Source organism: Pseudomonas sp. IT-P395, assembly GCF_949767675.1.
GTDB lineage: Bacteria > Pseudomonadota > Gammaproteobacteria > Pseudomonadales > Pseudomonadaceae > Aquipseudomonas.
Genome location: NZ_CATKPW010000011.1, coordinates 289,677 through 302,105 on the forward strand (window position 1 = coordinate 289,677; position 12,429 = coordinate 302,105).

The 12,429-nt window shown below is 60.5% G+C and carries 13 protein-coding genes; 5 read left to right on the forward strand and 8 right to left on the reverse strand.

Translation table 11 applies throughout. The features are described from left to right. The first annotated feature begins 107 nt into the window (after window positions 1–107). From ACM6IN_RS09955 to ACM6IN_RS09965, 3 genes are all read left to right on the forward strand, one after another. The gene (locus ACM6IN_RS09955; RefSeq protein WP_007919303.1) at window positions 108–497 is read left to right on the forward strand and encodes a hypothetical protein; all 390 of its coding nucleotides are present in this window, start codon (window positions 108–110) and stop codon (window positions 495–497) included. A 15-nt stretch (window positions 498–512) separates the two neighbouring features. Beyond that, window positions 513–935 carry an HD domain-containing protein gene (locus tag ACM6IN_RS09960; RefSeq protein ID WP_123376700.1) on the forward strand — a complete coding sequence of 141 codons (423 nt, stop codon included), beginning with the start codon at window positions 513–515 and terminating at the stop codon, window positions 933–935. 82 nt (window positions 936–1,017) lie between these two features. Beyond that, window positions 1,018–2,040: an AbrB family transcriptional regulator gene (locus ACM6IN_RS09965; RefSeq protein ID WP_414915892.1), complete on the forward strand. Its 1,023-nt coding sequence runs from the start codon at window positions 1,018–1,020 to the stop codon at window positions 2,038–2,040. A gap of 452 nt (window positions 2,041–2,492) precedes the next feature. Here the strand turns inward: ACM6IN_RS09965 and ACM6IN_RS09970 are convergent, their stop codons facing one another. Next, on the reverse strand, window positions 2,493–3,269 hold the full coding sequence (locus tag ACM6IN_RS09970; RefSeq protein WP_414915893.1) for an NAD(P)H-dependent oxidoreductase: 777 nt from the start codon (window positions 3,267–3,269) through the stop codon (window positions 2,493–2,495). Window positions 3,270–3,354: 85 nt separating this feature from the next. Here ACM6IN_RS09970 and ACM6IN_RS09975 point away from each other — a divergent pair, with 85 nt between their 5' ends. Beyond that, complete coding sequence (locus ACM6IN_RS09975; protein ID WP_414915894.1) at window positions 3,355–4,248, forward strand: LysR family transcriptional regulator; 894 nt, start codon at window positions 3,355–3,357, stop codon at window positions 4,246–4,248. Window positions 4,249–4,503: 255 nt separating this feature from the next. After that, the gene (locus ACM6IN_RS09980; RefSeq protein ID WP_414915895.1) at window positions 4,504–5,289 is read left to right on the forward strand and encodes a DeoR/GlpR family DNA-binding transcription regulator; all 786 of its coding nucleotides are present in this window, start codon (window positions 4,504–4,506) and stop codon (window positions 5,287–5,289) included. Between the two features lie 140 nt (window positions 5,290–5,429). On the opposite strand, the gene ACM6IN_RS09985 is transcribed toward ACM6IN_RS09980, so the two are convergent. The 7 genes from ACM6IN_RS09985 to fdhD all read right to left on the reverse strand — a co-directional run bounded on the left by ACM6IN_RS09985 (window position 5,430) and on the right by fdhD (window position 12,274). Beyond that, window positions 5,430–6,713, reverse strand: coding sequence for an NAD(P)/FAD-dependent oxidoreductase (locus ACM6IN_RS09985; protein WP_414915896.1), 1,284 nt, complete (start codon window positions 6,711–6,713; stop codon window positions 5,430–5,432). A 146-nt stretch (window positions 6,714–6,859) separates the two neighbouring features. Beyond that, the gene (locus tag ACM6IN_RS09990; protein WP_123376706.1) at window positions 6,860–8,224 is read right to left on the reverse strand and encodes a glutamine synthetase family protein; all 1,365 of its coding nucleotides are present in this window, start codon (window positions 8,222–8,224) and stop codon (window positions 6,860–6,862) included. 410 nt (window positions 8,225–8,634) lie between these two features. Further along, entirely contained in the window at window positions 8,635–9,978 is a 1,344-nt protein-coding gene (gene chrA, locus ACM6IN_RS09995; RefSeq protein ID WP_007918950.1) for a chromate efflux transporter, read from the reverse strand. A gap of 255 nt (window positions 9,979–10,233) precedes the next feature. After that, window positions 10,234–10,695: a molybdopterin synthase catalytic subunit MoaE gene (gene moaE, locus ACM6IN_RS10000; protein WP_095113580.1), complete on the reverse strand. Its 462-nt coding sequence runs from the start codon at window positions 10,693–10,695 to the stop codon at window positions 10,234–10,236. Between the two features lie 3 nt (window positions 10,696–10,698). Beyond that, window positions 10,699–10,950 carry a MoaD/ThiS family protein gene (locus ACM6IN_RS10005; protein ID WP_007918946.1) on the reverse strand — a complete coding sequence of 84 codons (252 nt, stop codon included), beginning with the start codon at window positions 10,948–10,950 and terminating at the stop codon, window positions 10,699–10,701. Then, window positions 10,947–11,432 carry a cyclic pyranopterin monophosphate synthase MoaC gene (gene moaC, locus ACM6IN_RS10010; RefSeq protein WP_414915897.1) on the reverse strand — a complete coding sequence of 162 codons (486 nt, stop codon included), beginning with the start codon at window positions 11,430–11,432 and terminating at the stop codon, window positions 10,947–10,949. Before moaC ends, ACM6IN_RS10005 begins: the two co-directional genes overlap by 4 nt. Beyond that, window positions 11,429–12,274, reverse strand: coding sequence for a formate dehydrogenase accessory sulfurtransferase FdhD (fdhD, locus tag ACM6IN_RS10015; RefSeq protein WP_414915898.1), 846 nt, complete (start codon window positions 12,272–12,274; stop codon window positions 11,429–11,431). The genes moaC and fdhD overlap by 4 nt, the downstream gene beginning before the upstream one ends. Window positions 12,275–12,429 lie beyond the last annotated feature (155 nt).

The following is a 12,429-nucleotide window of genomic DNA, read 5'->3' on the forward strand; positions in this document are numbered from 1 at the left end:
CGAGATTGTGCGGAGGAGGGGGTTCCATCGGGTTTTTGATTTGCTCCTATCGCGTACACTGCGAAACAATCGGAAACATTCAGCGCCCAAGGATTGGAACATTGCCCATGATTGAAATCGGCAGCCGCAATAACGCGCCCCCCTCGCAGCATCCATTCCACGACATCTATCTGTTTCACATTGACCCTGCAAAGCCAGACACGCCTTTCTGTTTCGAACAGTCGATGTCCGGCGGGCATATGGAGCATGGCGGTGCGCGATGGTTGGCGCTGGATGAGCTGGACGCCTGGCCGGGAGAGTGGCGTGAGCATTTGAATAAGGCTGATTGCGCGTGGGTTGCCGAGTTGATCGATGCCCATCCAAAAGCCGATCAGGCTGGTTTGGTGTCGCTGATCCTTCAGCGGCATTGCGGGTCAGCGAAGCCAGTCGGGCGTCTTAAGGCCATCGGCAACTGGCTCAAACGCAACATCCATGTCGGCGGCCGCTACGGCGTTTAACCCTCGGAGAACCCCATGACCCAGACCCTCGAACGTGCAATCGCCATCGCCGCCACGGCCCACGCCGGGCAGGTCGACAAGGGCGGCGCGCCGTATATTTTGCATCCGCTGAAAGTCATGTTGCGCATGACCACATTGGAAGAACGCATCGTCGCTGTGCTGCACGATGTGGTTGAGGATTGCGGCATCAGCCTCGTTGATCTGCGCAAAGAAGGCTTCAGCGAAGACGTTTTGAGCGCTATCGAATCCGTGACCAAAGTGCCGGGCGAATCCTATGAAGACTTCGTCGACCGCGCCGCACAGAACCCGATCGGTCGGGTGGTGAAGCTGGCGGACTTGGAGGAGAACAGCGACCTGTCGCGAATTGCCTCACCAAGTTGGGAGGATTTGGAGCGGATCGAGAAATACCGTCGCGCGATTGGACGGTTGCGCGGCTGAAAACGAATACATTCCCTGTAGGAGCTGCCGAAGGCTCCTACAGGGGTTGTGGTGTGTCAGGCAGATAGCCAGGAAGGCGACTATGAAATCCATTCTCTGTTTGTTGATTGCTGCCGGTTTCGGCGCGCTGTTGCAGTTCGAAGGCGTGCCCCACGGTTTGTTGTTAGGCTCGATTGTCGTCACCGCATTGTTTGCCAGCAAAACCGGTATCGCGCCGGCAACGCCTTATGGACTGGGCTACATCCAGGTCACGCTGGGTATCGCCACCGGGCTGATGTTCGAAGCGTGGGACAGCGAGACGGCCTCGACGATGTTGCCTAGCCTTGGTGTGTTGCTGATTTGCCTGACGGTGCAAATCGCGTTGGCCGGATGGTGGCTGACGCGCGGCGCAGGCTGGAACCGTACCGATGCGCTGTTGGCGGTTTATCCCGGCGCATTGGCAGCGGTGTTCGATTTACTCGAGTCGGAGAAAGCGTCGAGCAAGGTCATCATTGTGCATCTGATGCGCTTGCTGCTGATCACGGTACTGGTGAGTTTCCTGATTCCCGGCCAGGCGGCTGCGGTGGCGGTTGCCGATGGTGATCCTTTAACGACAGGCATGGCACTGACCGCGTTTTCGGTGATCGCATTGAGCGTACTGCTCGGACGCTTGCTGTTGGTGATCGGTGTCCCGGCGCCGTTCATGCTCACCGCGATCATCATCACGGCGGTGTTTGTGAAGTCGGGATGGCTGCACGGTTTTCACATGCCGGACTGGAGTTTGAATCTGGCGGCGCTGATTCTCGGCGTGCGGATCGGCTCAAGGTTTCAGGGACTTGGCGTCGCGGAACTGGGGCGTCATGGCCGCACGGCGTTGGTCTCAGTGGGTTTGATGATCGTGGTGGCGGCGGTGTTTGCTGAAGTCGCGGCACGCTGGTTGGGCAGTGATCCGCTGTCGCTATGGCTGGCGTACATGCCGGGGGCGATTGAGACGATTGCGATTGTCGCGTTTGGTGGCGGGCTGAATGTGGTATTTATCCTGACTCATCATTTGAGCCGGATGGTGTTGCTGCATTTTGCCCCGGCGTTGTTGGTGCAGGTGCGGAGGGCGCGGGAGGAAACCTGACCGGAGCCACTGATGCCTGCATGTTGCTGCGTGTCAGTTAGATCCATCCCCCTCACCCCAGCCCTCTCCCCCAGGGGGGCGAGGGGGAAGGGAGCCGATTGTGGGCTGTTCAAAACTTGAGTTCGGCTCGATATACCAGGTCGGCGTAGCTCGAAAAAAAACCAGCCCGCTCACCCAGGTGGGCGAGGGGGAAGGGAGCCGATTGTGGGCTGTTCAAAACTTGAGTTCGGCTCGATATTCCAGGTCGGCGTAGCTCGAAAAAACAACTCGGTCAGTCGCCTCTCTCCCAAGTGGGCGAGGGGGGGAAGGGAGTCGATTGTGGGCTGTTCAAAACTTGAGTTCGGCTCGATATTCCAGGTCGGCGTAGCTCGGAAAAACAACTCGGTCAGTCCCCTCTCCCTCTGGGAGAGGGTTAGGGTGAGGGGCTTTTGCTCTACGTGGTCGATGCGGCACTAGCGGATGTGTGCGTCGAAGCCTTCGCTATCCGGCGCGATATCGCTCTTCAAAGTCAAAGCAGGAATCTCATACTCCCCACCATTCTGCTGCCGAAACCCGATCGGCCTCGTACTCCACAGCTCATCCAGCCGCCGCCCCAGTTCATCACAAGTCTCGGCATACCGCGCCGCATCCATCCGACTTGTCCGATACACCACAAACGGCGGCACCACTTCAAAACCGGGGTAATACAAAATCCCGTGTTGAATCGGAAACAGCAAATCATCCATCGGCCCGTTAATCCCGCGCGGCGCATAGTGCGATTCCCAGCCGCCAGTGGTAACCATCAACATCGCCCGTTTGCCTTTCATTTTCCCTTCGCCATAACGCTCGCCCCAACGACTGTCGGAATGTTCGCCGACGCCATAGGCAAAGCCGTATGCATACACCCGATCGACCCAGCCTTTGAGAATCGCCGGCATGGTGAACCACCACAATGGAAACTGCAGGATCAGCGCGTCAGCCCACAGCAGTTTCTCCTGCTCACGGGCGATGTCGGCAGCCTGAGTGCCTTCGGCGTACGCGACTTTCGAGTCGAGGGAGGCGTGGAACGGTTTCGTCGCATCGCGCTCAGGGGCGTCTTCGGCGTCGAGGCTGGCTTTCCAGTTCATCGCGTAGAGGTCTGAGACCTGCACGGTGTGGCCGGCGGCTTGCAGGCGCTGGACGCTGAAGTCGCGCAGCGAGCCGTTGAGGGAAGTCGGTTCTGGATGGGCGTAAACCAGTAGCACTTTCATGTTGAAGCTCCGTTAGCTGAGTGACTGCAGGATCGGCGTTCAACCGGTATATTGGAAATGAATGTCTGATATGTCTGGTATAGCCATGAATAATTTGAGACGACTGGATATCAATCTGCTGCTGACCCTTGATGTGCTGCTGTCGGAGCACAATGTCACCCGCGCGGCGCAGCGCCTGAACCTGTCGCAGCCGTCGGTGAGCGTGCATCTGGCCAAGTTGCGCGACATCTTTGGCGATCCGCTGCTGTTGCCCGGGCCGCGTGGCATGCGCCCGACGGCACGCGCCGATGAGTTACGTGAGCCGTTGCGCGAAGCGTTGGAGGCGTTGGAGAGGGCGGTGGCGCCGGCCAGTGCGTTCGACCCGGCGCTGGCGACGCACACCTGGAAAGTCGCCGCGACCGATTACGGCGAGTCGACGGTGGTGTTGCCGGCGCTGAGCAGTTTGCGTGAACAGGCGCCGGGCACGCGGCTGGCGGTGATCGATCTGACCCCGGCGCATCTGGTCAAACAGGCCGAGCAAGGCGTGTTCGATCTGGCGCTGCACATCACCGAAGATGCGCCGCCGGAGCTGCATCGACGGCCGCTGTTCACCGAGCGTTATGTGCTGGCCGGTAGAGTCGGGCATCCAGGTTTGATGCATGCGCCGAGCCGCGAACAGTTCTGCGCGCTGGAACACGTGATGGTGTCGCGCGAGGGCGGAGGCTTTTTCGGGGTGACTGATCGAGCGTTGGCCGATGTCGGGCTGATGCGCAAAGTGGTGTTGTCGGTGCCGCACTTTCTGATGGCGATGTCGGTGCTGGCGGCCACCGATCTGGTGGCGATGCTGCCGTCACGCCTGGTGCGTGGCAACCCGGCGTTGCAAGTGGTCGACGCGCCGCTGGAAGTACCCGGTTACGAGATGGCGATGTTCTGGGGTGAACGCTCGCATCGCGATCCGGCGCACAAATGGCTGCGCGCGCATTTGCTGGCGTCGGTCTGAGGCGCAGTCAGGCGTGGCCGAGGGCAATCGCAAACGACACGACGATCATGCACGCAAACGCAAAATTTAGATTCATGAGGTATTCATCCTGAGCCTTTTAGAAGTGCGGCCATTCTGAACAGGTTGAAAGCAAAGAAAAAATTCGCCTTGTCGATTCCAATGATCGAAACGATTGATACCCGGTCGGTTTGTGTTTACTTGGGGCTTTCGCTAGTCTTGCGAAACCTGCAATTACAAGCATAAACAGGCATAACCATGCACGATCATTCCGCAGCCGAACTGCCCTCTCTGCGCCGGCAGAAAATCCTTTTGCTCCTCGAACGTGACGGCAAGGTCATGGCCTCCGAGCTGAGTCAGCACTTTGCGGTGTCCGAAGACACCATCCGCCGCGACCTCGCCGAACTGGACAACGCCGGGCTGGTGCAACGCGTACACGGCGGGGCATTGCCGCGTCCGAAAGACTCCGGCAAGGATTACTTCACGCGGTTGGATGAGACTGATGAAGTGAAAGTCCGCCTGGCGCAACGGGCCGCGCAGGAAATTGAAGACGGGCAGATTGTGCTGTTCGATTCCGGCTCGACCACGCTACAAGTTGCGCGCTCGTTGCGTGCAGATATCAGCATCACGGCGGTGACCGCTTCACCGATGACGGCGATTGCCCTGTCTGAATTCAAGGCTGTGAAAGTGATTCTCGCTGGCGGCCAGTTGAACCCGCGGACGATGGCGGCGGGTGGGCATGAGGCGCTACGGCTGCTGGCCGGGATCAGGGCGGATCTGGCGATTACCGGGGTTTGTGCGATTCATCCGGAAGTGGGGATCACTTCGCTGCATTTCGATGAAGTGCCGGTGAAGCAGGCGATGCTCGATGGCGCCGCGCGGGTGATTGCGGTGACCACGGCGGACAAGCTCGGGGCGGTGGAGCCGTTTGTGGTGGCGCCGTGTTCGCGCCTGCATACGCTGATTACCGAGCGGCATGTGGCGTCGGGGAGTGTCGAGGATTATCGGCGGTTGGGGATTGTGGTGGAGCAGTTGCCGGATTGAGGTTTTGGGGTGGGGCTGATGGCCTCATCGCTGGCAAGCCAGCTCCCACAGGTTTTTGCGGTGTACATGAAATTTGGGTACGCCACGGACACTGTGGGAGCTGGCTTGCCAGCGATGGGGTCAGCAGGATCAACACAGGCTTAGCGAAGTCGCTCAAGCATCTGGTAGTACCACATCCCCGCCGCCAACAACGGGTTACCGAGCAAATCCCCCATCGGCACACGAATGTGCTGGCACTGGGCAAACGTATCGAACTGCTCCATCTGCCCGGTGATCGCCCGGCCCATGATTTCGCCCATGATGTGCGTGGTCGCGATGCCGTGCCCCGAGTAGCCCTGGCAATACCAGACGTTATCCGAGAGCTTGCCCAGTTGCGGGATGCGGTTGATGACGATGCCCATTGCGCAGCTCCACTGGTAATCGATCTGCACGCCTTTGAGCGCCGGGAAGGTCTGCTCGATGCACGGGCGCAGCTCGGCGGCGATGTCCCGTGAATCCTTGCCGCTGTAGTTGGCGCCGCCACCGAACAACAAGCGGCCGTCGGCGGTGAGGCGGTAGTAGTCGAGGACGAAGCGGCAGTCGTACACCGCGAGGTCTTCGGGGTTGATCTGTTTCGCCAGATCGCCGAGCGGTGCGGTGGTGACGATGCCGCCCATGGCCGGGAAAATCTTGCCCTTGAGCTGCCCCGGTTCGAGCTCGTGATAGACGTCGCCGGCGAGCATCACCTGATTGGCGTCGATCTGCCCGTGAGCCGTGCGCACACCGGGTGTAGCGCCGTGAATGATCTCCAGCACTTCGCTGTTTTCGAAGATCAGCGCCCCGAGACTTTCCGCCGCCCGCGCTTCACCGATGCACAGGTTGAGCGGGTGCAGATGCATGTTGCGGGTATTCTTGATTGCGCCGTGGTAGAGGTCGCTTTGCAGCAGATCACGCACCTGACTGCGGTCGAGCAGGCTGACTTCATCGCCTAATCCGCGCCGTACGGCTTCTTCATGATCCTTACGCAAATCAGTCATGTGGCTGGGCTTGTACGCGGCGTGCAAGTGGCCGTGTTTGAGGTCGCATTGAATGCCGTATTTCTCGACGCGTTGCTGGATGATTTCATGTCCGCGCCAGCGCAGGTGCCAGATGAAATCATCGACTTCATTGCCGAGTTTCGCGCGCATCTGTTTGCGCATCGCGCCGTCGCCGGAAAGGCTGCCGGTGACTTGTCCGCCATTGCGCCCGGTGGCGCCCCAGCCGATTTTGTGGCTTTCGACGATGGCGACTTTGATGCCTTTTTCAGCGAGTTCGACGGCGGTGGCGACGCCGGTAAAGCCGCCGCCGATGATCACCACGTCAACCTTGTGCCGGCCTTGCAGGGTCGGGTAGTCGGTGTCTTGGTTAAGGGTGGCGGTGTAGTAGGAATTGCAGCGTTCGGTCATGTCAGTGTCCACACAAATTCTTCGGTTGTACGCGGTCCCTGTAGGCCTTCGCCTGCTCGCGATAGCGGTGTGTCATTCACCTATGATGTGACTGACATGGCCTCATCGCGAGCAGGCTCACTCCTACAAGGGATAGTGGTGAATATTCAGGCGTCGGTGAGATACCACCGCCAATCCTGCTCACCCACTTCGGCCATGAACTGTCGATACTCGGCACGCTTCACCGCCAGATACACCCCGAGAAATTCCTGCCCCAATGCATCCCGCGCCCACACCGAATTTTCCAGCGCCTGCAGCGACGTCAGCCAATCCGTCGGCAGCAATTCCTTCGCCTGCGCATAACCATTGCCCTCGACCGGCGCACCCGGATCAAGGTCTTCACGAATGCCACGATGAATCCCGGCAAGGATCGCCGCCGCTGCCAGATACGGGTTGGCGTCGGCGCCGCAGATGCGGTGTTCGATGTGCCGGGTGTTGGCCGGGCCACCGGGCACGCGCAGGCTGACAGTACGATTGTCGACGCCCCAGGTCGGCGCCAGCGGCGCGTAGCTGTTGGCCTGAAAGCGCCGGTACGAGTTGGCGTTAGGGCAGAACAGCAGCAGCGAATCGAGCAATGACGCGAGCATGCCGCCAATCGCCGTGCGCAGCAGCGGCGTGCCGGCCGGGTCTTCCGAGGCAAACAGATTGTGTCCCGCGCCATCGGCCAGACTCACATGCATGTGCATGCCGGTGCCGGCCAGATCATCGAACGGCTTGGCCATGAACGTTGCCTGCATGCCGTGCTTGTGGGCGATGGCTTTGACCAGACGTTTGTAGCGCACCGCCTGATCCATCGCCTCCAGCGCGTCGCCATGTTCGAGGGTGATTTCGACCTGACCCGGCGCGTATTCGGAGATCGCCGTGCGCGCCGGAATGCCGTGCAGTTTGCAGGCGCTGTAGAGGTCGGCGAGGAACGGTTCGATCTGCTCCAGTTCGCGTAAACCGTACACCTGAGTGTGTCGCGGTCGACCACCGTCAGCGTCCAGTGCCGGTTGCGGACGGCCGTTGTGATCGCGTTTGGCATCGAGCAAGTAGAACTCCAGTTCGCAGGCCATCACCGGGTGATAACCCTCGGCCTTGAGCCCGTCGATGACCTTGATCAGCAAGTGTCGCGGGTCGGCGATGCTCGCAGGCATGCCCTCGGTCGGGTGCATGCTGACCTGTACGGCGGCGGTCGGAATCTGCCGCCATGGCAGGCGCACCAGACTGCCTTCCAGCGGATAGGCGCGGCAGTCGATATCGCCGACGTCCCAGACCAGGCCGGAGTTCTCGACGTCTTCACCCTGCACGGTCAGACCGAGGATGGTGCTTGGTAGCGGTCGACCGCTTTGGTACACGGCGAGCAGTTCTTCGCGGTGCAACAGCTTGCCGCGTGGCACGCCGTTGGCGTCGAGAATGAACAACTCGATCATGTCGATATCGGGGTTCTGGTCAAGGAACAGGCGTGCGTCTTCGATGGCTGCGAATTTCATAATCAATCACTCACGATGGCGCCGCACAGGCGCGCAGATTCGGGCCGGACACGACGCGGCAAAAAGGCGTAGGTGTCCTGGCAGGGATATCAAGAAGCAGGGGACTGTCGCGGTTCTTTAGCGGACGCGATCAGACAGACCGGGCGATATCCGGCGGGCGTGCGGAGTGACGCAGCTTGGAACGGCGCAGGGCCATGGGGAGATTGACGATACGATTCATACGCCGCCCCTGTGAGAGAGGGCGCGCAGGGTAGAGACGTTCAACGATTCTGGTTGTTGTAGTGACGTACTCATAACGCGTGTTTCCGTTGGCGGAAAACGTCGGTGGCGGGGGATGCCCGCCGACCGGTGTGCCCGGATAGTAAGGGGGAATTCGCGGGCGTGTAAACGGGAGATTCGCAGGCCAGGGTTCAGCGCATCAGTTCAAAGCCCAGCCCGGCGAGGGCGCAAACGATCAACACACTGATCACACCGCGTTTGAACACGAACAAGGCCAATGCCGCCGCAACGGCCAGCGCCACTGAAAAAACATCTGTCGCCCCGTTAAAGCCATTCGGCCAGAACACGTGATAAGCGAAGAAACACGCCAGATTCACAATCACCCCGACCACGGCGGCGGTAATTGCCGTCAGCGGTGCGGTGAACTTCAGTTCGTTGTGCGTCGATTCCACCAATGGCCCGCCGGCGAGGATGAACAGAAACGAGGGCAGGAAGGTGAACCAGGTCACCAGCGTTGCTGCCAGTGCGCCGGCGGCAAAGGCATGTTCTGGGCCGAACGCCGGTTGCACGTAGGCACCGACGAAACCGACAAACGCCACCACCATGATCAGCGGGCCGGGGGTGGTTTCGCCGAGGGCGAGGCCGTCGATCATCTGTGTCGGCGTCAACCAGCCGTAATGCCCGACGGCACCCTGATAAACGTAAGGCAGCACCGCGTAGGCGCCGCCAAACGTGAGCAGGGCGGCTTTGGTGAAGAACCAGGCCATTTGCGTGAACGTGCCGTCCCAGCCGAATAATGCGGTCAACAACGCCATCGGTAAACACCAGAGCACTGCGCCGATCAAAGCCAGACGCAGGAGCTTCGGCAGGCTGAAACGGGCATGTTCGGGGGCCGGCGTATCGTCATCGATCAACGCCGGGCCGAAGGATTTCTCGCTGTTGCGCGCCCCTGTGTTGCTGAACCGCTGCGGTGCGAACCGTCCGCCCAGATAGCCGATCAACGCAGCCCCGAGGACGATCAAGGGGAAGGGCAGATTGAAGGCGAAAATTGCCACGAACGACGCCCCGGCAATCGCCCACAGCCAGGCATTCTTCAATGCACGCGAGCCGATGCGATGTGCGGCGTGCAACACAATCGCGGTGATTGCCGGTTTGATCCCGTAAAACACCCCGGCCACCGCCGGCACGTCACCGAAAGCGACGTACAGCCACGACAAGCCAATCAGAATGAACAGCGACGGCAGCACAAACAGCGCACCGGCGATGACACCGCCCCAGGTGCGATGCAGCAGCCAGCCGATGTAAGTCGCCAGTTGCTGAGCCTCGGGGCCGGGCAGCAACATGCAGTAGTTGAGTGCGTGCAGAAAACGCTTTTCGGAGATCCAGCGCCGACGCTCGACCAACTCCTGATGCATGATCGCGATCTGCCCGGCCGGCCCGCCGAAACCGATGCAGCCGAGTTTCAGCCAGAAGCGCCAGGCCTGGCGCAGGGTGACGGGATCGGGGCGGGGCAGGTTGTTCGGCGCTGTGCTCAAGCGAGACTCCGGAGTTGAATCCTGGCGGAGTGGCTATCTAATCAGACTTTTAACCCTCACCCCAGCCCTCTCCCAGAGGGAGAGGGGGCCGACCGAGGTGTCTGGCGTTATCCATCGACCTGAAAGATCGAGTCGATTATGGATTCAGAGCCAATCTTTCAAGTCGGTGAATCTCTGCAATATCCCCCAATCAGTCCCCTCTCCCTCGGGGCGGTCCGACGTTTCGGGAGGGCTAGGGTGAGGGGCTTTTGCTTTTCAGGCATGCGCCAGGCTCCAGCGCAACGCCGCATCCCTATCGCTCTCACGGCCCTCGACCCAGTGAGAACCCTCAGGCGTAGTCTCGCGCTTCCAGAACGGCGCACGGGTCTTGAGCACGTCCATGATGAACGCGCACGCCTCGAACGCCATATGCCGATGCTTGCTGCTGACCCCGACAAACACAATCGGCTCACTCACCGACAACGCACCGACCCGATGCACAATCTCCACACCCAACAGCGGCCAGCGCTCGCGGGCCTCCTCGGCGATCTGTTCGAGGGCTTTTTCGGTCATGCCCGGATAGTGCTCAAGAAACAATTCATTCACGCTCTGACCAACATTCAGATCACGCACATAACCAACGAAATTCACCACCGCGCCGACCCGTGGATTGCGCGCGTGCAGATCAGCCGTCAACTGGCCGACGTCGAAGCTTTTGTGCTGGACGCGAATAGCCATCGATCAACCTCCGGTCACTGGCGGGAAAAACGCGATTTCATCGAAATCCTCAATCACCTGACTCGGCTGACACAACTCCTGATTCACCGCGCACATCAGGTTGCCGGCGCCGAGCACTTCACGCCACAGATCGCCGCGCTGCATGAGCATTTGCCGCACGTCTTCCACGCAGCCCAGCGTGTCAGTCAGCGGAATTTTTTCACCGCCCAGATTGAGCCGGTCACGGTAGCTGGCGAAGTAGTTGATCAGGATCATTGCGCGTCCTCCCATTGAAAGTGTCCCGAGCGACCGCCCTGTTTACTGAGCAGGCGGATATCGCCGATAACCATGGCCCGGTCCACCGCTTTGCACATGTCGTAAATGGTCAACGCGGCAACGCTGGCGGCGGTCAGCGCCTCGAGTTCGACGCCGGTCTGGCCGGTGAGGCGGCAGGTGCTGGTGATCTGCACGCGGTCCGGTTCGCAGGCCGTGAGTTCGACGTGAATCGAACTGAGCAGCAGCGCATGACACAGCGGGATCAGCTCGTGGGTACGTTTGGCGGCCTGGATGCCGGCGATCCGCGCCACCGCGAAGACATCGCCTTTCGGGTGACCGTTGGCCTGGATCATTTGCAGGGTTTGCGGGCGCATCTGCACCCAGGCTTGCGCCGTGGCTTCGCGGCGGGTCGCAGCTTTGTCGCTGACGTCGACCATGTTGGCGCGGCCCTGATCGTCAAGGTGGGTGAGGGTGTGGCTCATGCGGAAAACTCCTGGATCGGGCTGTAAATTCGCGGGGCGTTGCGGTGCGGTACATGGATCAGATTGAGTCGGTGTTTGAGTGCCCAGCGCACGGTCAACGCGGTAGGCGCGGACAGACTGACGAGGGTGCCGAGGCGGGCGCGCACGGCTTTGTGAATCAGTTCGAGGCTGCAACGGCTGGTGACCACGACAAAGCCTTCAGCGGCATCGACGGCGGCGAATTGCATCGCGCCGATCAGCTTGTCGAGGGCGTTGTGGCGGCCGATGTCTTCGCGGCACAGCAAGGCTTCACCGTCAGCGTCGAAGAACAGCGCGGCATGCAAGGCACCGCTGCTGCGGGCCAGTTGTTGAGCGGCTTCGATGCGTTGGCGGATGCCGTCGAAATGTTCGGCCGGCGGCAGTGCTGACGGTTGCAGAATCTGCAGTTGCGGCAACGCCTGCTCAAGCGCTTCGACGCCGCAGATGCCGCAGCCACTGGTGCCGGTCATTTGCCGACGATGATCCTTGAGGGCCCAGAACGCCCGGCTGGAAATCTGCACATCGGCCTGACAGGCCTGATCGAAATGCGTGAGGCGGATGTCGTAGATCTCGTCGACGCTGTCGATGATCGCGTTGCTCAGGCTGAAGCCACGGATGAAGTCTTCGAGGTTGCCGGGCGAGACCATCATCACTGCCTGGCTGAGGCCGTTGTAGCTGATGGCGAGGGCGATTTCCGAAGCCAGCGCGGCGTGGGAGATGGCGGCGGCGGGCAGGTATTCGCGAAACGCCACTTGCGCCGGTTGTGGCGCGGGGGCGTTGGGTTCGCTGGTGGATTCTGTGAGGGTTTCGACGTGGCAGAGCATCTGAAAAGTCCCGAAGCGCTGAAGAGTGTTCAGGCTACGGGGGCGTTAAAAGTGCGTCCAATCGCTTGTTCCGATGTGGTGATTGCTTTGGTCGATCAACCAGGATTTGTCTTGGCTGGTCAGGCCCCATCGCTGGCAAGCCAGCTCCCACAGGT

Bases quoted from the DNA above. Each gene is read 5' to 3' on its own strand.
- moaC (WP_414915897.1), bottom strand. From the start codon at position 11,432: ATGAGCCACACCCTCACCCACCTTGACGATCAGGGCCGCGCCAACATG.
- ACM6IN_RS09975 (WP_414915894.1), top strand. From the start codon at position 3,355: ATGAATAATTTGAGACGACTGGATATCAATCTGCTGCTGACCCTTGAT.
- ACM6IN_RS10005 (WP_007918946.1), bottom strand. From the start codon at position 10,950: ATGATCCTGATCAACTACTTCGCCAGCTACCGTGACCGGCTCAATCTG.
- ACM6IN_RS09985 (WP_414915896.1), bottom strand. From the start codon at position 6,713: ATGACCGAACGCTGCAATTCCTACTACACCGCCACCCTTAACCAAGAC.
- ACM6IN_RS09990 (WP_123376706.1), bottom strand. From the start codon at position 8,224: ATGAAATTCGCAGCCATCGAAGACGCACGCCTGTTCCTTGACCAGAAC.
- ACM6IN_RS09980 (WP_414915895.1), top strand. From the start codon at position 4,504: ATGCACGATCATTCCGCAGCCGAACTGCCCTCTCTGCGCCGGCAGAAA.
- fdhD (WP_414915898.1), bottom strand. From the start codon at position 12,274: ATGCTCTGCCACGTCGAAACCCTCACAGAATCCACCAGCGAACCCAAC.
- ACM6IN_RS09955 (WP_007919303.1), top strand. From the start codon at position 108: ATGATTGAAATCGGCAGCCGCAATAACGCGCCCCCCTCGCAGCATCCA.
- ACM6IN_RS09970 (WP_414915893.1), bottom strand. From the start codon at position 3,269: ATGAAAGTGCTACTGGTTTACGCCCATCCAGAACCGACTTCCCTCAAC.
- ACM6IN_RS09965 (WP_414915892.1), top strand. From the start codon at position 1,018: ATGAAATCCATTCTCTGTTTGTTGATTGCTGCCGGTTTCGGCGCGCTG.
- ACM6IN_RS09960 (WP_123376700.1), top strand. From the start codon at position 513: ATGACCCAGACCCTCGAACGTGCAATCGCCATCGCCGCCACGGCCCAC.
- moaE (WP_095113580.1), bottom strand. From the start codon at position 10,695: ATGGCTATTCGCGTCCAGCACAAAAGCTTCGACGTCGGCCAGTTGACG.